We start from the raw sequence: 21,192 nt of genomic DNA on the forward strand, positions 1-21,192 counted from the left end.
ATCTTTTTCTGAAGGAGTCTCAAAATGAATGAACAAACATTAAAGCTTTTTCAAACCTTAACGGAGCTTCCAGGTGCACCAGGAAACGAGCATTTAGTAAGAAAGTTTATGAAGGAGCAATTAGCTCTATACTCAGATGAAATTGTTCAAGATCAATTAGGTAGTGTTTTTGGCCTGAAAAAAGGACTTGGTCAGGGACCAACAGTGATGGTTGCGGGCCATATGGATGAAGTGGGTTTCATGGTAACTTCAATTACTGATAACGGTATGGTTCGATTTCAGCCGCTTGGAGGATGGTGGAGTCAAGTGCTGCTCGCCCAACGGGTTCAGATTATGACAAATAATGGTCCTGTCATTGGCGTAGTAGGTTCAATCCCGCCTCATCTTTTAGATGAGTCAAAACGAAACAAACCAATGGAAATCAAGAATATGCTTGTTGACATTGGTGCAGATAACCGGGAAGATGCTGAGCAAATCGGAATTAAACCCGGTCAAGCTATTTTGCCGATATGTCCATTTACTCCGATGGCAAATAAGAAAAAAATCATGGCAAAGGCATGGGATAATCGGTATGGCTGTGGCTTAGCAATTGAACTTCTTCAAGAATTAAAGGATGAAACATTACCAAACATCCTTTATTCGGGTGCTACTGTCCAAGAGGAAGTAGGATTACGCGGTGCCCAGACAGCCGCAAATATGATTAATCCTGATATATTCTTTGCACTTGATGCAAGTCCTGCCAATGACATGAGTGGAGACAAACTAGAATTCGGCCAATTAGGCAAGGGGGCTTTGCTTCGAATCCTTGATCGATCCATGGTTACACATCGTGGAATGAGAGAGTTTGTTCTTGATACTGCGGAAACACATCAGATTCCGTATCAATATTTCGTTTCACAGGGTGGAACAGATGCAGGACGGGTTCATCAATCCAATGAGGGCGTTCCAAGTGCAGTAGTGGGAATTTGTTCACGTTACATCCATACTCATGCGTCGATCATTCATATTGATGACTATGCCGCAGCAAAAGAATTAATCGTTAAACTTGTTAAAGCATGTGACCAAACGACGGTCGATACCATTCGATCAAACAGCTAATCATTAGGGAGGCATGGTTCATGCTTCCTTTTTACGTAGATAGGAGATTTAGAATTGAAAATTATTATTGGCTCTAAAAACCCAGCAAAAGTTTTAGCGGTAAAAAATAGTTTCATTCATGAAGAAGTGGAGTTTTTAGCGTTAGATATTCCATCGAATGTGAGCAATCAGCCTTTTTCCGATGACGAAACGATCCAAGGGGCAATCAATCGTGCTATTGGGGCTTTAACAGAGGGTAATGGTGATATAGGGGTAGGTCTAGAAGGCGGTGTACAAGAAACATCCAAGGGGCTGATGCTCTGTAATTGGGGAGCGCTAGCCTCTCGAAATGGGGAGCCCATTATTGCCGGAGGAGCGAGATTTCTTCTGCCTGAAGAAATTGCTGAAAGGCTTAGAGCAGGAGAAGAACTAGGTCCAGTTATGGATGATTATGCAAAAATGAAGAACGTAAGAAAACACGAGGGTGCAGTAGGGATTTTCACAAATGGTGTAATCAATCGGGTAGATATGTTCACGCACCTCACAAATCTTTTAGTAGGTCAATTTTACTACAAAAAAAGTTATGTAAAAGGTCATTATTGATTTTGGCATCCTGTTGATTGGAGCGGAAGGCGCGAAGACTCCTGCGGGAAAAGCGTGTCAGGGGAGACCCCGCAGGAGCAAAGCGACGAGGAGGCTCCCCGACCGCCCGCGGAAAGCGAAGCGCCTGGAGCGGAAATCAACAGCATTTCGACAATCGCATTCGACAAAAGTCTTGTCTTTTAAATATTCTGGCAGGTATGATATATTTATGGGACTTTATTCGTATGAATGGGAGGCGAAAAAGCTGAAACTTATAAAAATCATGACAATTTTCATACTTTCGTTACTTTTACTAAGTGCATGCAGCGACAATGCTTCGATAAAAAAAGAAAGTAAAGCTGCAATAAAAACTGCGAAAGTAACGTTTACTGAAAAAGAGAAAAAGCCAAATAAACAGAGTGGGAAGATTCACTTTTTCTTACCAGCAGGATATGCTATAAAAAGTGAATCAGCTAATAATATTATTTTAAGGAACGGTTCAGATACGTATATTCTTTTCTTTAACCCACATGAAAGCACAACAAGTGATGTTGTGTACAAAGCAACTGTCGATCAATATAAGGGATTATATACAAATGAGAAATTTACTTCTACCGACAACAAGCTTGGGTTTATAACCATTGCTCAACTTAAGGACGATGGTTTAAATGAATTAACAATCGGTGTGGGCGGGGCAAAAATAACGACGCAATCTGAAACAAGTGATTTGGTACAAAATACGAAAACGATGATGCAAATAGTTAATTCAGTCAAGTTCACAGAATAAATGGGGGCGTTAAGGATGAAGAATTTAGAATCAATGGAGCAATTTGAACAACTTAAGGACCAAGGAAAAACTATTTTTATGTTTTCGGCAGGCTGGTGTCCGGATTGTCGGGTAATTGAACCAATCCTTCCAGAGATAGAAGCAAAATTTAATGAATACACCTTTGTTCATATAGACCGTGATGACTACATTGATTTATGCCAGCAATTAGATGTATTCGGCATTCCGAGTTTTATTGCTTTCGAAGATGGAAATGAACTCGGCCGCTTTGTAAGTAAAGACCGAAAAACACAAGAAGAAATCGAACAATTCATCAAGGGTTTAAAATAATAAGTTCTGGGGCTGACTCTTTGCTTTTGAGTCAGCCTCATTTTTATTGTACAATGGATTAGCAGCCCTTGAAGGGAGGAACATACATGAAAATGGATAGTAAAAAAATGCGAAGAGAATTAGAAACTCGTTTAGCTAATGAGGAACGAGTCATTTCCTATGACCGAGATAAAGACACGCTCAGAATTGAAAATAAAGCAACAGGTAAGGGGATTACCGTCACAATACCTGGAATTATAGCCAAATGGCATACCGAAAATGATAAAGCGATTGAGGAAGTCGTTTATTATGTAAATGAAGGTCTGCAAGCAATGGAGGATAATATTCAGTTAACCGATCATGAAAAGAATATTTTTCCGGTTATTCGTTCTACGTCTTTTCCTAATGAATCAGAAGAGGGAAACCCGTTCATGAGTGACGAACATACGGCCGAAACAAAGATTTATTACGCCTATGACATGGGGAAGACGTACCGGTTAATTGACCGTCGTATCATGGAAAAGGAAGGCTGGGAAGCGAACAGAATAAAGGAAATTGCCTTATTTAACGCAAGATCCCTGACAACTCCTCTTAAGGAAGATCAGGTCGCTGGGAATAGTTTTTATTTTCTCAACACCAATGATGGATATGATGCAAGCCGAATACTAAATAAAGGCTTCCTCAATGAAATGCAGAAACGGATGGTTGGGACGATGGTTTTAGCCGTTCCCCACCAAGATGTATTAATCATCGCGGATATTCGTAACGACAGAGGGTATGATGTTATGGCTCAGATGGCTATGAGCTTTTTTGCGAATGGCCGAGTCCCAATTACAGCTTTGTCATTCATCTATGAAAATGGGGAATTAGAACCCATTTTCATTTTAGGAAAAAATAAATAAAATGAATGAAAGAAGGATCACTTCAAGTGGTCTTTTTTCATTACTTCTTTGGAGGATATATCCAATTCGAATATATTTCGACTTATTCTGAGAAATTATCTCGAAAAAATATCAAATACTGATAAAATAGAATGATAGATGAAAGTAGAAAGAGTGATAGTTTTGAGCTGGATCCAAAACTTTTTTCAAAAGTTTAAAAAAGATGAGGAAGAGGAGTTAAACGATTTTGTTATACATAACTCTAGAAACGATGAACTTCCACATCTAACCCAATTCGAAAGTTTAAAGGATTTAGATACGAGAATTTCCTATCAATATCCAAAAGGTGGCCTGCGTTCTTCCACTACACCTTTACATGAGGTTAAGCCCAAAGCTAAGGAGAGTGTTCGTCAGCAAAGGATTTTAGAGAAACAGCCTGAAAAGAGAAGAAGAAGGGAACAAAAAGAAACCCAACCAGTAAAAACGGAAGTCCCCAAACCAATCATAGAGCCGAAGCAGCAACCGAGAATGAGGGGCCCATTTCACCCAACAGAAATTCCTTCTCCTATTTTTGGGTTTAACAGACCTAAGAAGACAGAGATGGTAGTCGAGCATGAATTGAGCCACTTTTTAAACGAAGAGGATAAAGATCAGCTTAACCATTCAGCCGTATTTGAAGAGCTAATTGCTGAGGCGTCCGTTATTACCGAAGAGGAATCATCTAGGATAGAATCCTTGCAAGAAAATGTGATTGAGGCGATTGAATATGAGCCTGAACCAATAAAAGTCGAACCAAATATACCGGTTGAAACCTCTGTTGAATTACAAGCTGAACCAGAGGATGAAGCCGAAACCCAACCCGTGGAGCCTGAAATCAAGCGTTCCCGTTTGCCATTTAATGTAATGATGTTAAAGCAAGATAAATTAAAATGGGAAGAAAGAAAACAAAGAAGAGAACGTGAGCAGCCAATTCAGGCACGTGAGAACATTTTAGTAGAAGAAACAGTTGATACTTCATTAGAAAGACAACTAGAAAGGACAATGGTGGAGCCAAAAGATAGAACAATGGAACAACCAGTAAAAAAGCCCATTGAAAAACCAACGGACAAGCCAATTATTCAGACGGTTGCATCCACTCCAACCGTGGCGGAGAAAGTTGAACAAGTAACGTCCAATGGTACTTATATGCTCCCTCCATCAAGTCTATTACATCCGCCCATCAAAGAAGATAAAGATATTGGCTGGTTGTTAGAGCAAGAAGAACTCCTGAATTTAACATTAAAAAACTTTAATGTAGGCGCAAGTGTGGTTAATGTAACCCAAGGGCCATCTGTTACCCGATTTGAGGTACAACCCGAACCAGGAGTAAAAGTAAATAAAATTACTAACCTAAGCGATGATATTAAATTAAGCCTAGCTGCAAGGGATATTCGGATTGAAGCACCTATACCGGGAAAGCATACGATTGGTATTGAAGTGCCAAATCAAAAGTCAAGACCCGTCTTTATCAATGAAATTATTCAAAGTAGTGTGTTTCAAGAATCTTCCTCTCCTTTAACGGCAGTAATGGGACTGGATATTGCAGGGAAACCAATTGTAACCGACTTAAAGAAAATGCCGCATGGACTAATTGCTGGGGCAACAGGTTCAGGTAAAAGCGTATGTATTAATACCATTTTAGTTAGCCTGTTATGTAAAGCGAGTCCGGAAGATTTAAAGCTGTTGCTGATTGACCCAAAAGTGGTAGAACTTGCACCATATAATCGAATTCCACATCTTGTCAGCCCAGTTATTACCGATGTAAAAGCGGCAACGGCTGCATTAAAATGGGCTGTGGATGAAATGGAAAGGCGATACGAGCTCTTTGCTCATGCAGGGGTTCGTGATATCAACCGATTTAATGAACTAGCAATAAATCATAAGCGCTATTCCGATAAGCTGCCATTCATAGTGATAATCATTGATGAGTTAGCCGATTTAATGATGATGTCACCAGCAGATGTGGAAGAAGCCATTTGTAGAATAGCTCAAAAAGCTAGGGCCTGCGGTATACATCTTATTGTAGCCACACAAAGACCTTCGGTTGATGTGATAACTGGATTAATAAAAGCCAATATTCCAACCCGAATTGCTTTTTCAGTTTCTTCCCAAGTGGATTCACGTACCATTATTGACATTAGCGGGGCGGAGAAATTACTCGGCCGTGGCGATATGCTGTTCTTAGAAAATGGATCTTCGAAACCTGTAAGATTGCAGGGAACGTTCGTATCAGATGAAGAAATTGATCTTGTGGTTGCCCATGCACGGGATCAACGCGAACCGGAATATTTATTCGAACAAGAAGAGTTGCTGAAAAAGGCCCAAATAACTGAGGAAGAAGATGAACTCTTTTATGAAGCTTGTGAATTTATTATTGAGCAAGGGGGAGCATCCACTTCAAGCCTGCAACGGCGCTTTAAAATTGGCTATAATAGAGCTGCAAGATTAATGGATATACTTGAACAAAATGGATATATTACAAGTGCAAATGGGAGTAAGGCTCGTGAGGTTTTAATAACAGAAGCCGATTTAGAGGCTATTCAAGAATAAGACAAATCAATAATCCACTGTATTCTTTCTAGGTACGAACAAATAATAATGAATGCCGATTCTGGGTGGATAGCAAAGATAATTGACATTAATAGTTTTTACGAGAAAACAATGTTATAATAATTAAATGATTTTAAACAAGTAAGCTTACTTGTTCAGTAATTCTATAAACAATGTCAAATACAGACAGATGTCATATACTGTTTTACAGATAGACGTTGGTTGGAGGTTCTTCTATGACTATTTACCATTTTGTAGGTATTAAGGGGTCTGGGATGAGTGCATTAGCACAAGTTCTGCATGATATGAAATTTGAGGTTCAAGGCTCCGATGTCGAAAAGCGCTTTTTTACTCAACTTGCCCTTGAACAATCCGGAATAAAAATCTTTCCCTTTCAAAAGGAAAATATCAAGCCGGGAATGACAATTATTGCAGGAAATGCCTATCCAGATACGCATGAGGAAATTCAAGAGGCAATGAAACTTGGACTTCCAGTAGTAAGGTATCATCGTTTCTTAGGTGATTTCATGCAGAATTTTACAAGTGTAGCTATTACAGGTGCACACGGAAAAACCTCTACAACTGGGTTATTGGCTCATGTTATTAAAGGAGCTAAACCTACGAGCTTTTTAATTGGTGATGGTACCGGGAAAGGACAAGAAGGGGCGGAATATTTTGTATTTGAGGCATGTGAATACAGAAGGCACTTCTTATCGTACTTCCCTGATTATGCCATTATGACAAACATTGATTTTGATCATCCAGATTACTTTGCCAATATTGAAGATGTCTTCTCAGCCTTCCAAGAGATGGCTGTACAAGTGAAAAAGGGAATATTTGCTTATGGGGATGATGAGCAGCTTCAGAGGATCCAGGCAAAGGTTCCAGTATTGTTTTATGGATTTGGCGACGAAAATGATTATCAGGCAAAAAATCTTGTCAAATCAACCAATGGAACAACCTTTGATGTATTTATCCGTAATACTTTTTATGATACATTCTCAATCCCTACATTCGGAGATCACAGCGTGTTAAATGCGCTCGCGGTCATCGGTTTATGCCATTATGAAGAGATTGATGTTACGATTGTGAAAGAACACTTGCTAACATTCAAAGGTGTGAAAAGAAGATTTTCGGAAAAGAAAATTGGAACGCAAATCTTAATCGATGATTATGCCCATCATCCGACTGAAATTAAAGCAACCATTGATGCGGCAAAGCAGAAATATCCTGATAAAAGAATTGTCGCTGTATTCCAACCACATACTTTTACACGTACCCAAGCCTTTTTAGAAGATTTTGCAGAGAGTCTTCGTCTAGCTGATAAAGCGTACTTGTGTGAAATTTTTGGGTCGGCTCGAGAAAATCATGGAAAGCTGACAATTAAGGATTTACAGGAAAAAATTGAAGGTTCTGAGATTCTATCAGAAGAAAATACTTCAGTATTAAATGATTACGACAATAGTGTAATCATATTTATGGGTGCTGGGGATATTCAAAAGTTCCAGGAATCTTATGAAAAACAAATCATTGAATAAATAAAAGAGAGGCTGACACAAAAAAGTGTCAGCCTCTATTCTTTACATTTTAAGAAAGTAAAAAAATCGACTTTGAGAATTGTCCAGCTCCAGCGCCTAGCCCCTCGGGTCAAATAACCTTCTGCAATAAAAGTCAAAGAGCGACTTTTCTTGCAGAAGAACATTTGCCTGTCGGGGCTGATCAAGGCGCTTGCGCTTTTCTTATTTTAAATTGTCAGGATTTAAAACTTCTAATTCTGGTAGTACGAAAAGACCATCTTTTCGAATAAGTACATCGTCAAAATAGATTTCCCCTCCACCATATTCCGGACGCTGAATGTTAACCATGTCCCAATGAATATTAGAGTGGTTTCCATTAAACGCATCATCATAGCATTGTCCAGGAGTAAAGTGGAAGCTGCCAGCAATTTTTTCATCAAATAAGATATCCTGCATCGGATTTAAGATGAAAGGGTTCACTCCAATTGCAAACTCTCCCACGTAGCGTGCTCCCTCATCCGTATCAAAGATTTTGTTAATACGACTAGAATCATTAGACTCAGCCTCAACAATTTTTCCATCTTTAAAAGTGAGCTTAACGTTTTCAAAGGTAAATCCCTGGTAAGGAGACGGTGTGTTATAGGTAATGACTCCATTTACTGAATCACGAACAGGAGCTGTATATACTTCACCATCAGGAATATTTAATCTTCCTGCACATTTAATAGCAGGTATATCTTTTATAGAGAAGCTTAGATCTGTACCAGGTCCTGTGATGCGAACCTTGTCTGTTCGGTTCATCAATTCAACCAAGCTGTCCATAGCTTGATCCATTTTACCGTAATCCAGATTACACACATTAAAATAAAAGTCTTCAAATGCTTCAGTACTCATCTTAGCTAATTGTGCCATAGATGAAGTTGGATATCGAAGGACAACCCATTTAGTTTTTGGTACGCGAATATCGCGGTGTACCTTTTTTCCAATTGTTGAACCGTGTATTTTCATTTTTTCATCTGGGACATCGGCTTGCTCATTAATGTTATCTCCAGAACGCAACCCTATGTATGCATCCATTTTACTCATAACGTTAGCTTCAAAATCAGCCATCATATTATATTGCTCTTCTTCTGCACCAAATAATAGAGCTCGGTCAACCTGATGATCTTTTAGCAGAACAAAAGGATATCCACCTGCTGCATAGGCTTCCTTTACCAACGCGGTAACAAGCTCACGTTGCAACCCAAAATTCTCAATTAACACCTTTTCACCTTTTTGGAGCTGCACAGAATAATTAATTAAATTCTTCGCCAGCTTCTCTATACGAGGATCTTTCATGGTAACGCCTCCAAAAAATTATGTAAATACAATACTTATTGTAACCGAATAATGACTAAAAGTTGAAAAATAAAGTAACTTCTTCTGTTTGAGTAGGGATTTTTTTAAAAGGATAGCAGGAAAACAAGACAAATGAATGGAAGTAGTATAAGATATTAGCGAGGTTTATATCCATGATGGATGGGTAATACATATTGATATAGTTAAGGCGGAGGTGCACGATGCAAATTATTTTATACTTAAGCGTTGCCTTGATAGCCATTGCGTTTTTTGTCCTAGTGATTTACTTATCTAAAACGCTTAAATCGCTTCAGGGTACACTTACAAGTGTTTCAAAAACGTTGTCAGGATTAGAAAAACAATTGGATGGGGTTACAAGCGAAACCACATTACTTTTACAAAAAACCAATGCGCTTGCTGAAGATATTCAGCAAAAATCCGAAAGTTTAAATAGTGTGGTGGATGCTGTTAAGGACGTTGGGTCGACTGTTACCAAATTTAACGGAACATTACTGAACTTAACCAATACTGTAGACCAGCAAGTAGAAGATAGTAAAGAAAAAATTTCACAGATAGTTCAATGGAGTAATGTATTCCTTGAATTGAAGGATAAATGGCAAGCTAGAAAGCAAATAAAACAAGAAAAAGAATCAGAACAAGTTATTAAAAGAGTAAGATCTCATTAGAATTAAAGGAGGAACGAAGATGTCTAATAGAGAATATGAGACAAGGGAAGCGAATCAAAATCGTAACGACGAATCTTCCAACAGCTTTATCCTAGGAGCTTTTATTGGTGGGGTAGTTGGAGCTGCAGCAGCTTTACTTTTTGCACCTAAGGCAGGTAAAGAGCTCCGTTCAACGTTAACGAATCAAGCAGGTTCCATTTTGGACAAGAGTGGTTCATTACGGGAGAATGTAGTTAATAAGAGCAGTGAATTAGCATCTAAAACGGCATCCCTTTCCCAGGGGATTGTGCTTCAATCCTCCGAGCTAGTAAATAAAGTAAAGGGAAAGCAGTCTCAAAAAGAAGAATCTGAGTTAACTTATATTCCAATCCAACATGGAAAGGAAAAGGAAACTGTAAAAATGTCGAATGAATCAGGGCCACGAGACAGCGAAGAAATTCGCAAAAAATTGGAAGAGGCTCAAAAAGCTTTTGATAAAGAAGAGAGCAAGGTAAAACTTTAATAGTTATATTATTTGTGATACAAACGGTGAAGTGATAAAATGACTTCACCGTTTATTTTTATTTAAAGAAGGTTGGGCTCATTGCTGACAGTATGCTTTTTAAATGGAGGAATGTAAAGATGCTAGAAAAAATTGATTCAATTGAACAGTTTGATGAAATAGTAAAGAAAGAAAGTAGATTTTATTTGTTAAAGCACAGTTTAACATGTCCAATCAGTCATGCTGCGTACAAAGAGTACGAAAAATATGCAAATGAAAACCAAAATATGCCGACATATTTCTTAGCGGTACAAGATTCACGGCCACTTTCTAACGAGATTGCAGAAAGATTTCAAATTAAACATGAATCACCACAAGCAATCCTAATTTCCAATGGAGAAGCAACTTGGAATGCTTCACATTGGAAAATCACCAACAAGGCACTATTAAATGCAAGTAGTGTGACACAATAAGAGATGCTAAGGGGGATGAAATTTCATCCTCTTCTTTATAAGAAAGCTATGTTTAAGCATTGTAATGATTTAACACACCTGTTGATTGGAGCGGAAGGCGCGGAGACTCCTGCGGGAAGTAGCGGTCTCGGGAGACCCCGCAGGAGTGAGCGACGAGGAGGCTCCCGGAACGCCCGCGGAAAGCGAAGTGCCTGGAGAGAAAATCAACAGATAAAGAACCTAAAAAAATTTAGACACGTATGTTAAGTAGGTAACATACAATACTTTCATATACTCGACGATACTTTAACGCTTAAAAGCGTTTAATTAATAAAGAAAAAATAGGTGACAAAGAAATATATTTCCGCTATAATAAAGCCTAATTATTGAAATATTACAAAAATAAAAACTCTAGGTGTAAATCATTATTAGATTAGTAACTGATTTGCAAACGAAAGGACGGGGACGAATATGGGCAAAAAGATTGAATTGGATCAATTAAGAGCACGTGTCGATGAGTTAAACTTGGAATTATTGAGGCTAATTAATGAAAGAGCTCAACTCGTCCAAGAGATTGGACGGGTAAAAGAAAATCAAGGTGTCTACCGTTACGATCCAGTCCGAGAAAGAAAAATGCTTGATATCATCAAAGAAAATAACGATGGACCATTTGAAAATTCTACAATCGACCATATCTTCAAAGAAATTTTTAAAGCAGGTTTAGATCTTCAAAAGGATGATCATGAGAAAGCACTACTTGTATCTAGAAAGAAGAAGCCTGAAAATACGATTGTAAACCTAAAGGGAGAAACTATAGGTGATGGCAAGCCGCATTTTGTGTTTGGTCCATGTGCGGTTGAATCCTATGAGCAGGTAGCTACGGTTGCCAAGGCGATGAAGGAAAAGGGCTTAAAACTTCTTCGTGGCGGTGCATATAAACCAAGGACGTCTCCTTACGATTTCCAAGGATTAGGTGTAGAAGGGCTAAAAATCTTAAAGCGTGTTGCAGATGAATACGATATGGCAGTAATTAGCGAAATCGTAAACCCTGCTGATATTGAAATGGCTTTAGACTATATTGACGTGATCCAAATTGGTGCACGGAACATGCAGAACTTTGAACTATTAAAAGCGGCAGGGGCCGTAAATAAGCCAGTATTGTTAAAAAGAGGGATTGCTGCAACGATTGAAGAGTTTATCAATGCGGCAGAATACATCATGGCACAAGGGAATGGCCAAATCATTCTTTGTGAACGTGGTATTCGGACATATGAACGAGCAACAAGAAACACGCTGGATATCTCAGCAGTTCCAATTCTTAAACAAGAAACCCATTTACCAGTAATGGTAGATGTTACTCATTCTACTGGTAGAAGAGACTTGTTATTACCTGCTGCAAAAGCAGCGATTGCCATTGGTGCAGACGGAGTAATGGCTGAAGTTCATCCAGATCCGGCAGTTGCCTTATCCGACCAAAAGCAACAAATGGACCTTGATCAATTTGACAAATTTTATAATGAATTACTAGCATCAAACTTTGTACGGATTTAATTTTTGGCTGTGTTAAAGAACAGTGTTAATTTTTTATATCCTGTTGATTGGAGCGGAAGGCACGAAGACCCCTGTGGGAGTATGGTTCAGGGGAGACCCCGCAGGCGCAAGCGCCGAGGAGGCTCGCCGAAACACCCACGGAAAGCGAAGTGCCTGGAGCGGAAATCAACGGATAATTTTAACAGAGCCAATTTTTTAAAAAACCTCCTGCACATGCTTGCAGGAGGTTTTTTTGGGGATTTTTAGAAAAAAATACGAAAAATGTTGACAAATGCAATTGCGGCTTTAATATTCTTATCGTATCATTAAATACATACTAAGATTGTTTATTATCTCACAATCAATATTATGACTAGGTTTTTAATAACAGATGTAAAATAAAGAAAACAATGTACGTTACAGGAGAGTGTTCTAAGTGAATATAACGATTTATGATGTGGCTAGGGAAGCAAATGTATCAATGGCGACTGTTTCCCGTGTAGTAAATGGAAATCCCAATGTTAAACCAGTAACCAGGAAAAAGGTGTTAGAGGTTATTGAAAGATTAGGGTACCGTCCAAATGCTGTGGCAAGAGGATTAGCTAGTAAAAAAACGACAACAGTTGGAGTAATTATCCCGGATATATCTAATATCTTTTTTGCAGAATTAGCTAGAGGAATTGAAGATATTGCTACTATGTACAAATACAATATCATTCTGAGCAATTCTGACCAAAACAAGGACAAGGAATTACACTTACTTAATACTATGCTTGGGAAGCAAGTAGATGGAATCGTGTTCATGGGAGGAAATATTACCGCAGAACACGTAGAGGAATTTGAAAAATCTCCAGTACCGATTGTTCTTGCGGGTTCTATTGAGGAGTCAAATAAGATTCCGTCAGTAAACATTGATTATGAAGAAGCAGTATATGATTCCGTAAAGGAATTTATTGAAAAAGGTCATAAGAATATTGCCATTGTGGTGGGACCTCTTCATGAACCGAAAAATGCCCAGAAAAAACTTAAAGGGTATCAAAGAGCCCTTCAAGAAGCTGGTCTTCCTTATAATGAGGAGCTTATTGTTGAAGGAGATTATACGTACGATTCCGGTATAGAAGCCTTTGAAAAATTACTCGAGGCATCAGCAAGACCAACGGCCATTTTAGTTGGAGCAGATGAAATGGCACTGGGAGTCGTTCATGGTGCCGAAGATAAGGGTTATAAAATCCCTGAAGATTTTGAAGTAATCACTTCAGACAATACCAGATTATCACTTATGGTACGTCCACAGCTTACAACTATTGTGCAACCACTATATGATATTGGAGCGGTGGCAATGCGGTTACTAACTAAATTAATGAATAAAGAAGGCGTTGAAGAACAAATTGTCGTACTTCCTCACCGCATTGAACATCGTAATTCAACAAAATAATTAGAAAAGCGGAAGCGCCTTGGTCAGCCCCGACAGGCAAATGTTCTTCGGCAAGAAAAGTCCGCCTTTTGACTTTTATTGCCGAAGGTTATTTGACCCGAGGGGCTAGGCGCTGGAGCTGGACAATTCTCGAAGTCGCATTTTATACTTTCTTATTATAAAATAAGGGGCTTGCCATTAAGATGGCAGGCCCTTTTGGTTTTTTTGATGATTACGAATTGGGTATAAAGCTTTTTCTAACGTAATTACATTCTTCTCTGTAATCTCCGCTTTTCTTGGAATAGGTGTATATAAATTGTCAGGGTCGTCCCATTCCTTCGGTAAAACAACAGGAGCCTCTTTTTGCCACTGTTCAATCCATGCATCAGGTAGATTTCCTGAACAATTCGAGTTTTCTGTCATCTCAAGCCAGATGAGTGCCCATGCTCTAGGAACGACCCGCCAAATGTCATAACCACCACCGCCAACTGCAATCCATTTACCATTACAGTATTGATGAGCAATTTCATGAGCAATCTTAGGGATTTCTCGATAAATTTTCATCGTTGCCGATAAGTGAGTTAACGGATCAAAATAATGTGAATCAGCTCCATTTTGAGTGAGTATTACATCTGGCTTGAAAAATTCAGCCACCTCTTTTATGGAGTTTTTATAGGCATGGAGCCAGGAGTCATCTTCTGTAAAAGCATCGACAGGTATATTAAAAGAATACCCATAACCAGGGCCCTGACCTCTTTCATTGATATTTCCGGTACCAGGAAATAAATATCGGCCGGTTTCATGAATGGAAAGGGTGCAAACATTAGGGTCGTCATAAAAAGACCATTGGACACCATCCCCATGGTGTGCATCCGTATCTACATATAACACACGTGCATGATATTTTTCCTGAAGATACTTAATTGCAACCGAACTATCATTATATACACAAAATCCGGACGCTTTCCCACGGAATCCATGGTGTAAGCCGCCTCCAAGGTGAAGGGCATGGAGAGACTTGCCTGTCATAACCTGGTCGACTGCGATTAGGGTACCGCCTACTAACAGGGCACTGGCCTCATGCATGTTCGGGAATATGGGAGTGTCTTCTGTACCTAATCCATAATTTTCAGCAATTTCTTTTGAAAGTTCCCCGTGTCCTGCTTTCTTAACCGCTTCTATGTAATTTCGATCATGTATAAGGGCTAACTCTTCATCCGTTGCCATCTTAGGTGGGATGATATGCGCAGGATCTAACGCATTCATTTTCTCCAACAGATCAAGGGTTAGTTTTAGCCTAAATTGGTTAAAAGGATGATTATTGCTGAATTTGTAATTCAACAGTTCTTCTGAGAATACAAAGGAACACCGATCACTCATATGGAATCCCCGGGAGGTTCGGCCATAATACTTGATGCCCGGCTTGCTTAAGATCCTGAATAAGGGCAGTTGGATTCATTGTCTGAACTCTAACGACTAGGATTTTAAAATGTTCATCTGTCTTGTCTGGATATACGAGAACACTTAAAATGTTAGCCTTTCGATTTTTTATCACATTTGTAATGTCGCTTAGGATACCAGCGAGATTTGGAACCTTTATTTCGATTTGAGACCCGGGCTGATGGGCCCCTGTTAATTCAACTAAGGTTCGGAGTAAGTCTGTTTCTGTTACAATTCCCACTAGTTTACGGTCATTAATGATGGGAATGCAACTTATTTTATGTTCATAAAATAAGCCAGCCACTTCTTCGACAAAATCCAGTGGATGCCCTGTAATCATATCCTGCTCCATAATCGTCTCAATCGGTTTTTTCAGGTCTTCGGGGTGCTCATTCGCATGAAAAATGGAGGGAGTTGCTTCCCTTATATTTGCGACAGTGACTAACCCCACTAGATGTTTTTGATTATCAATGACAGGTATATGACGGATTTTTTTTGTTTCCATTAATTTCATAGCATCAGCAATGGTGTCTGTTGGTAAAAGTGTGGCAACATCTGTTTTCATAATTTCTTCCACTATCATATCAATCACCTCAGGTCTCAAGTGAATTTCAGCTAAAAGCTTAATACATAAATCGGTTCATAAACCGAAGACGGTCGAATTTTTGAATGGATTCCATATCGACTCTCTTACCCATTCGAGCCATCAGGCAGTTAGCAGGGTGGGAGCAAATTTCCGGATCATCCGTTGCGTACCATTCTAGCCCGCCGGCATTCATCATTTTTTCCATTACTTTTCGGTAATCCCAGACATTTAGCTTGGTCCCTTTTAAATCCCAGTGCCAATAGTACTCTGTTGTAATTGTAATATAATCTTCCATTGCATCATCCATCATGGAAACGATTAACAGGTTTTTTCCTACAGAGCAGCCTCTAAATTGTGGAATTACCTCAATGGCACCTAATTCAATTAAGTTATCCATTTTCCCTTCAGACCATCTTTCAAGGGGGTCTGGATATAAATAAGTAACGTATCCAACAATTGTGTGCCGATGTCTGGCAATAATAATTCTGCCTTCTGGAAGATTCGCAATACCCACTAATGCTTTATGCTGTTGTATAGGTGGACGAAAGGCAACGAGGTCTTCATGAAATTCATAGCCTGCTAATTTATCTGATGGAATAGGGCCTTCAATGATTAAATTCCCATGAGGTGTTTTTAATTCTTTTGCATTGTATGTTTTCTTGTGTTCCATAAGGTCACCTGCCTTAAAAAATCGTTAGTACATTAATTCTATTATACATAAAATCTAGCAATAGAAAGCGATTTCATTAATATTTCTAAGTGATAAAATTTTTAAAATTGTGAATAGTTCCTATTTGTACTATAATAATCTCTATAAAGTAAGAGGGGGAGATAGTAATGAAAGTGGAAGCGCTGCCAGTTGTACAAGGTGACCATAATCTAAGTAATTATGATGAAATGTACAAACAATTTGATTGGAAGGAAACAGAAAAGGCATTCTCATGGAGTGAAACAGGCCTTGTTAACTTGGGGTATGAAGCCATTGACCGTCATGCAAAGACCTTCCGAAAAAATAAAATTGCTCTTTACTATCGAGACGGTTTTCGCAATGAAAAGTACACATTTAAGGAAATGAAAGATCTCTCAAATAAAGCTGGTAATGTGCTAAAGAGTTATGGCGATGTAGAGAAAGGAGACCGTGTATTTATTTTTATGCCTCGTTCTCCGGAGCTTTACTTTACTGTACTTGGTGCAATAAAGATTGGAGCCATCGTTGGCCCTTTATTTGAAGCCTTCATGGAAGGTGCGGTTCGTGACCGCCTGCAGGATAGTGAAGCTAAAGTTCTAGTCACTACACCAGAATTATTAGATCGTGTACCTGTGGAAGAATTACCTGCCTTAAAGCATATTTTCCTTGTTGGAAAAAATGTGGAGGAACAAGGCAAATACATTGACTTCCTTGGGAAATTTGAGAAGGCAAGTAAGGAACTTAAGATCGAATGGGTAGACAGAACAGATGGCTTAATTTTGCATTATACATCAGGTTCAACCGGAAAGCCTAAAGGGGTATTGCATGTACATAATGCAATGATTCAGCATTATCAAACAGCAAAATGGGTTCTTGATTTAAAAGAGGATGATGTGTATTGGTGTACGGCAGATCCAGGCTGGGTAACAGGAACGTCTTATGGAATTTTTGGACCGTGGTTAACGGGATCGTCTAATGTTATTGTAGGCGGACGTTTTAGCCCTGAAACCTGGTATCAAATGATTGAAGACTTTGGGGTTACCGTTTGGTATAGTGCTCCTACTGCATTTCGGATGTTAATGGGTGCGGGAGATGAACTTTTAAAGAAATTTGATTTAAGCAGCCTGCGTCATATTCTAAGTGTGGGTGAGCCATTGAACCCAGAAGTGGTCAAATGGGGTGTAAAGGTATTTAACCATCGCATTCATGATAACTGGTGGATGACGGAAACAGGTGCACAACTGATCAGTAACTATCCATGTATGAAAATTAAACCTGGATCAATGGGTAAGCCGATTCCAGGTGTACAGGCAGCGATTGTCGATAATCAAGGAAACGAATTACCACCATATCGAATGGGTAATCTGGCCATTAAAAAGGGCTGGCCTTCCATGATGCACACCATTTGGAATAATCCTGAGAAATTTGAATCCTACTTTATGCCAGGTGACTGGTACGTATCCGGGGATTCTGCCTATATGGATGAGGATGGCTATTTCTGGTTCCAAGGTAGGGTAGATGATGTTATTATGACATCAGGAGAGCGTGTAGGACCATTTGAAGTGGAAAGCAAGCTTGTGGAGCACCCAGCAGTAGCAGAGGCGGGAGTAATTGGTAAACCAGACCCTGTACGTGGTGAAATTATTAAAGCGTTTGTTGCGCTACGTGACGGCTTTGAGGCTTCTGAAGAACTGAAAGAGGAGATCAGACAATTTGTCAAAAAAGGACTAGCAGCTCATGCTGCACCAAGAGAAATTGATTTCCGCGATAAACTGCCAAAAACAAGAAGTGGTAAGATTATGCGTCGCGTATTAAAGGCGTGGGAGTTAAACTTACCGACTGGTGACTTATCTACAATGGAAGATTAGTATAAACAAAAACCGCACCGAATTTTCGGTGCGGTTTTACTTATGGTGCTGGTGTTTCAGTTGGAGTTGGAACAGCTGCTCCTACTTCAACTAAATTTGATGGAGCGGATTCATTACCCGCTATATCTACTGCAGTTACATAAAAGGAGCCATTACCTACCGTGTAAGAGAGACTTGAGCCGTTAATAATACTAGCTACTTTGGTTGAAAACAGCCCTCCTTGATATACTCGGTAACCAACTACATCATTGTCCCCTGAGGAAGACCAAGATATTTTATTACCGGAAATACTTAAGTTAACAGCATTAGGTCTTTTTCCGTTATCCACCATTTTGGCTGTAGGTACAAGAATTTTCCCCCAACGATCTTTCTGTGGAATAAGCTGACTGTAGTCCTTAAAGGTTTTACCAACCATCCGTACAATAAAGTCAGGGTTTAATACTAAACCATATTGAGCAAATTCCTTTGGAGTTGAATCCAACGCCAAATACTTTTTGTCGCTGATGGTAACATAATTTCCTTCAATCAAGCTATCATCCACTTTTGTAGGGACATCATTCACATTAAAGTAATCACTTTCAATTAGCCCAGCCTTCGAACATGCATTTGAAGGAAGCATGCCTGAAACCGCACAATATGAACGTTTTACGATACCACTAGGCATTTGGAATGACTCTTTAGGATCAATCAAATCTGGTTTAATTTTATAGGCTGCATTCATTAAATCAGCCCAAAGGTTATTTGTTCGTTGACTATAAGACATGTCTGAAATCTTTAATGATTTTGGCGTGTCGTACCCTGTCCATATACCGAAGGTAATGTTAGGGTTGGTGGCAACGAACCATGAATCCTTATACTCATTACCTGTTCCTGTTTTACCAGCCCAATCTGCTCTGAAATTTAATTTGCTATTAATTCCAGCTGCAGTTCCCATTTTGATAACATCTCGCATCATATCAAGTGTTAAATAAGCTGTTTGTGGTTTGAAGACAGCAACAGGCGTTACTTCATGCTGATAAATTACTTTGCCGCTTTTATCTACGATTTTATCAATCATATAGGCATCGATGAATTTCCCACCATTGGCAAAAGTACTGAATGCATTAGTATTTTCCTCAACCGTAACCCCGGCAATTGAACCAATGGCGGCTGAAAGGTTTGTATGATCATCCTTCCTTAAAGAGGAAAATCCCATCTTCTCCAAATATTTTGCAGGGTGCTGATTGAGAATTTCTGAGTATAACTTAACAGCCGGAACGTTATAAGATTTAGCAAGAGCGTATCGAGCAGAAACGATTCCACTATAACGGTAATCGTAGTTCTGTGGCCAAGGAGTCGTTTTACTTGGATCTAACTTTAATGCAACATTCGGTATTGGTGTTCCTGGTGCTGCCTTCCCTAATTCAATGGCCGGTCCATAGACAAGAAGTGGTTTCATTGTAGAGGCATTTGGCCGTAGGGCAGTAGTTGCATGATTCATCTGTTGGTTTTCATAGTTTCTTCCGCCAACAAAACTGATAATCCTACCCGTTTTATTTTCTATTAACTCGGCACCGACTTCTACAGGCTCCATCACGGTTTTTATTTCACCCGTTTCAGGATCCTTTTTTTCCTGTGCTTTAGCAATGCCGTAGTTCTTATAGCTATCTTTTACCTTTTGCATCGCATCGTAAATATCTTTGTTGATGGTTGTGTGAATTTCATAACCATTTTGGTGTAAATCACGGGTTGCTAAAGTCTTATATTTGTAAAAAAGTTGGTCATCATTTTTTAATTCTTTCTCCGTGTAACCGTCTTTCTTTGCTAGTACGGTCGTAAGGACTTCAACGGAGCGTTTTTCAATTTCATCTGTAAGAAACGTATTTGTTTGAGAATAAACAGTAGGTTCTAGAAAATCTTTTCTAATATCATAGGATGATGCCTCTGCATACTGTTTTCCATCAATGTAGCCACCATCATACATTCTTTTTAAAACCGTTTTCATCCGTGTAAGACCTGGTTCAAGATTATTCTTTAAAACCGGTTTTCCATTGTCATCCCTTGTGAAAGGAGTATAACCAAACGGGCTCTGAGGCAAGCCAGCAATGAACGCTGCTTGTGGGAGGGTTAACTCACTAGCCTTTACGCCAAAAATTCCTTTTGCTGCTGCCTGAACACCAGCTATGTTTTGTGCAGAAGCATTTCTTCCAAATGTAGAAACATTAAGATAGGCTTCGAGGATTTCTTTTTTGTCGAAAAATTTCTCTAAACGGAGTGCAAGTAGAATTTCATTAGCTTTCCGTTGGAAGGATACCTCGTTGGTTAATAGTTGGTTCTTAATTAATTGCTGTGTTAAGGTACTTCCACCTGATTGGACAGAAGAGTTCGTTACTTCCTGGAAAAGGGCACGGAAAACGGCTTTGGGAACAACCCCTTTGTGCTGATAGAAGTATTCATCTTCAGTCGCCACGACGGCATTAATTAAATTTTCTGAAACTTGATCCAACTTTACTTCTTCGCGTATAAGGTCACTGCGAAGTCTGCCGAGATACACATCATCAGCATAGTATAAATCAGATGTCTCCGTGTAATTATAAATATCCTTCTTCATACTCTCGTAAGAACGAACCGGTTCATCTTTTACAAGGGAGGCAAAATATCCAGCTCCTACACCTGTTGCAAATGAACCTCCAAGAATGACAACCGTCATCACAAGGAGAAAAAGGTTCCAAACTACTTGATAGGTAATTCGTGCACTTTTTACCGTTTTTTTATGGGTAAACAAGTTGAGTATGGACTTTGCTTTTTCCATCCAGGCTTGCATTTTTTCATTCATCAATAGCATCACCTCATCTAAAATCACATACATTATAGCATATAGAAGGTATAAAAACTGACAACCTTCTACATTTTTCTGAAATTCCCAGTGGATGTTTGACATGTTCCTTGAAATGTGATAAAAAAAGCTATAGTTAATTTTAATAAAAA

Annotated in this window: 18 protein-coding genes and 1 other annotated feature (1 of these 19 only partly in view); of the genes, 13 read left to right on the top strand and 5 right to left on the bottom strand. The window is 39.1% G+C overall.

The genetic code is table 11. The annotated features are described in order from the left end of the window. Positions 1–24: 24 nt before the first annotated feature. From AA0X95_RS09325 to murC, 7 genes are all read left to right on the top strand, one after another. Positions 25–1,098, top strand: coding sequence for a M42 family metallopeptidase (locus tag AA0X95_RS09325; protein WP_413308185.1), 1,074 nt, complete (start codon positions 25–27; stop codon positions 1,096–1,098). Between the two features lie 54 nt (positions 1,099–1,152). Further along, the gene (locus AA0X95_RS09330) at positions 1,153–1,680 is read left to right on the top strand and encodes a DUF84 family protein (RefSeq protein ID WP_413308188.1); all 528 of its coding nucleotides are present in this window, start codon (positions 1,153–1,155) and stop codon (positions 1,678–1,680) included. A gap of 208 nt (positions 1,681–1,888) precedes the next feature. Further along, entirely contained in the window at positions 1,889–2,446 is a 558-nt protein-coding gene (locus tag AA0X95_RS09335) for a hypothetical protein (RefSeq protein WP_413308190.1), read from the top strand. 15 nt (positions 2,447–2,461) lie between these two features. Further along, on the top strand, positions 2,462–2,776 hold the full coding sequence (locus tag AA0X95_RS09340) for a thioredoxin family protein (RefSeq protein WP_413308193.1): 315 nt from the start codon (positions 2,462–2,464) through the stop codon (positions 2,774–2,776). A gap of 86 nt (positions 2,777–2,862) precedes the next feature. Beyond that, a complete protein-coding gene (locus AA0X95_RS09345; RefSeq protein WP_413308196.1) occupies positions 2,863–3,657 on the top strand; it encodes a DUF1444 domain-containing protein in 795 nt (264 codons plus the stop codon). 162 nt (positions 3,658–3,819) lie between these two features. Continuing rightward, the gene (locus AA0X95_RS09350) at positions 3,820–6,225 is read left to right on the top strand and encodes a DNA translocase FtsK (RefSeq protein WP_413308198.1); all 2,406 of its coding nucleotides are present in this window, start codon (positions 3,820–3,822) and stop codon (positions 6,223–6,225) included. A 236-nt stretch (positions 6,226–6,461) separates the two neighbouring features. Then, on the top strand, positions 6,462–7,763 hold the full coding sequence (gene murC, locus AA0X95_RS09355) for a UDP-N-acetylmuramate--L-alanine ligase (RefSeq protein WP_413308201.1): 1,302 nt from the start codon (positions 6,462–6,464) through the stop codon (positions 7,761–7,763). A 201-nt stretch (positions 7,764–7,964) separates the two neighbouring features. On the opposite strand, the gene AA0X95_RS09360 is transcribed toward murC, so the two are convergent. Next, complete coding sequence (locus AA0X95_RS09360) at positions 7,965–9,080, bottom strand: aminopeptidase (RefSeq protein ID WP_413308204.1); 1,116 nt, start codon at positions 9,078–9,080, stop codon at positions 7,965–7,967. 221 nt (positions 9,081–9,301) lie between these two features. Between AA0X95_RS09360 and AA0X95_RS09365 the strand changes: the two genes are divergently transcribed. The 5 genes from AA0X95_RS09365 (at position 9,302) to ccpA (ending at position 13,664) form a co-directional block, all read left to right on the top strand. Beyond that, positions 9,302–9,766 carry a DUF948 domain-containing protein gene (locus tag AA0X95_RS09365; RefSeq protein ID WP_413308207.1) on the top strand — a complete coding sequence of 155 codons (465 nt, stop codon included), beginning with the start codon at positions 9,302–9,304 and terminating at the stop codon, positions 9,764–9,766. Between the two features lie 19 nt (positions 9,767–9,785). Then, entirely contained in the window at positions 9,786–10,268 is a 483-nt protein-coding gene (locus tag AA0X95_RS09370) for a YtxH domain-containing protein (RefSeq protein WP_413308209.1), read from the top strand. A 119-nt stretch (positions 10,269–10,387) separates the two neighbouring features. Further along, complete coding sequence (ytxJ, locus tag AA0X95_RS09375) at positions 10,388–10,720, top strand: bacillithiol system redox-active protein YtxJ (RefSeq protein WP_413308212.1); 333 nt, start codon at positions 10,388–10,390, stop codon at positions 10,718–10,720. A 450-nt stretch (positions 10,721–11,170) separates the two neighbouring features. Further along, positions 11,171–12,250 (top strand): bifunctional 3-deoxy-7-phosphoheptulonate synthase/chorismate mutase, encoded by a 1,080-nt coding sequence (locus AA0X95_RS09380; RefSeq protein WP_413308214.1) that lies wholly within the window; start codon positions 11,171–11,173, stop codon positions 12,248–12,250. A 415-nt stretch (positions 12,251–12,665) separates the two neighbouring features. Continuing rightward, positions 12,666–13,664 (top strand): catabolite control protein A, encoded by a 999-nt coding sequence (gene ccpA / locus AA0X95_RS09385; protein ID WP_413308217.1) that lies wholly within the window; start codon positions 12,666–12,668, stop codon positions 13,662–13,664. 177 nt (positions 13,665–13,841) lie between these two features. Here ccpA and AA0X95_RS09390 read toward each other — a convergent pair whose 3' ends face one another. Genes AA0X95_RS09390 through AA0X95_RS09400 form a run of 3 tightly spaced genes read right to left on the bottom strand, consistent with a single transcriptional unit; the run spans position 13,842 to position 16,339 of the window. Continuing rightward, positions 13,842–15,023, bottom strand: coding sequence for an acetoin utilization protein AcuC (locus tag AA0X95_RS09390; RefSeq protein ID WP_413308220.1), 1,182 nt, complete (start codon positions 15,021–15,023; stop codon positions 13,842–13,844). After that, the gene (locus tag AA0X95_RS09395) at positions 15,016–15,666 is read right to left on the bottom strand and encodes an acetoin utilization AcuB family protein (protein WP_413308223.1); all 651 of its coding nucleotides are present in this window, start codon (positions 15,664–15,666) and stop codon (positions 15,016–15,018) included. Before AA0X95_RS09395 ends, AA0X95_RS09390 begins: the two co-directional genes overlap by 8 nt. Positions 15,667–15,706: 40 nt before the next feature. Beyond that, positions 15,707–16,339 (bottom strand): GNAT family N-acetyltransferase, encoded by a 633-nt coding sequence (locus tag AA0X95_RS09400; RefSeq protein ID WP_413308226.1) that lies wholly within the window; start codon positions 16,337–16,339, stop codon positions 15,707–15,709. Between the two features lie 167 nt (positions 16,340–16,506). Between AA0X95_RS09400 and acsA the strand changes: the two genes are divergently transcribed. Beyond that, positions 16,507–18,225, top strand: coding sequence for an acetate--CoA ligase (acsA, locus tag AA0X95_RS09405; protein WP_413308230.1), 1,719 nt, complete (start codon positions 16,507–16,509; stop codon positions 18,223–18,225). Between the two features lie 40 nt (positions 18,226–18,265). Here acsA and cas8a1 read toward each other — a convergent pair whose 3' ends face one another. Next, positions 18,266–21,187, bottom strand: coding sequence for a type I-B CRISPR-associated protein Cas8b1/Cst1 (cas8a1, locus tag AA0X95_RS09410; RefSeq protein ID WP_413309926.1), 2,922 nt, complete (start codon positions 21,185–21,187; stop codon positions 18,266–18,268). Continuing rightward, positions 21,188–21,192 (top strand) — a binding site (T-box leader) (it continues 215 nt past the right edge of the window). It abuts the gene before it with no gap.

Source organism: Neobacillus phoenicis (assembly GCF_047302305.1).
Classification (GTDB): Bacteria; Bacillota; Bacilli; order Bacillales; family Cytobacillaceae; genus Neobacillus.

Excerpts from the sequence above, each read along its gene's own strand:
- murC (WP_413308201.1), top strand. The coding sequence starts at position 6,462 with ATGACTATTTACCATTTTGTAGGTATTAAGGGGTCTGGGATGAGTGCA.
- AA0X95_RS09345 (WP_413308196.1), top strand. The coding sequence starts at position 2,863 with ATGAAAATGGATAGTAAAAAAATGCGAAGAGAATTAGAAACTCGTTTA.
- AA0X95_RS09365 (WP_413308207.1), top strand. The coding sequence starts at position 9,302 with ATGCAAATTATTTTATACTTAAGCGTTGCCTTGATAGCCATTGCGTTT.
- AA0X95_RS09380 (WP_413308214.1), top strand. The coding sequence starts at position 11,171 with ATGGGCAAAAAGATTGAATTGGATCAATTAAGAGCACGTGTCGATGAG.
- AA0X95_RS09360 (WP_413308204.1), bottom strand. The coding sequence starts at position 9,080 with ATGAAAGATCCTCGTATAGAGAAGCTGGCGAAGAATTTAATTAATTAT.
- ytxJ (WP_413308212.1), top strand. The coding sequence starts at position 10,388 with ATGCTAGAAAAAATTGATTCAATTGAACAGTTTGATGAAATAGTAAAG.
- acsA (WP_413308230.1), top strand. The coding sequence starts at position 16,507 with ATGAAAGTGGAAGCGCTGCCAGTTGTACAAGGTGACCATAATCTAAGT.
- AA0X95_RS09340 (WP_413308193.1), top strand. The coding sequence starts at position 2,462 with ATGAAGAATTTAGAATCAATGGAGCAATTTGAACAACTTAAGGACCAA.
- AA0X95_RS09335 (WP_413308190.1), top strand. The coding sequence starts at position 1,889 with ATGGGACTTTATTCGTATGAATGGGAGGCGAAAAAGCTGAAACTTATA.
- AA0X95_RS09325 (WP_413308185.1), top strand. The coding sequence starts at position 25 with ATGAATGAACAAACATTAAAGCTTTTTCAAACCTTAACGGAGCTTCCA.
- AA0X95_RS09370 (WP_413308209.1), top strand. The coding sequence starts at position 9,786 with ATGTCTAATAGAGAATATGAGACAAGGGAAGCGAATCAAAATCGTAAC.
- AA0X95_RS09400 (WP_413308226.1), bottom strand. The coding sequence starts at position 16,339 with ATGGAACACAAGAAAACATACAATGCAAAAGAATTAAAAACACCTCAT.
- AA0X95_RS09395 (WP_413308223.1), bottom strand. The coding sequence starts at position 15,666 with ATGATAGTGGAAGAAATTATGAAAACAGATGTTGCCACACTTTTACCA.
- AA0X95_RS09390 (WP_413308220.1), bottom strand. The coding sequence starts at position 15,023 with ATGAGTGATCGGTGTTCCTTTGTATTCTCAGAAGAACTGTTGAATTAC.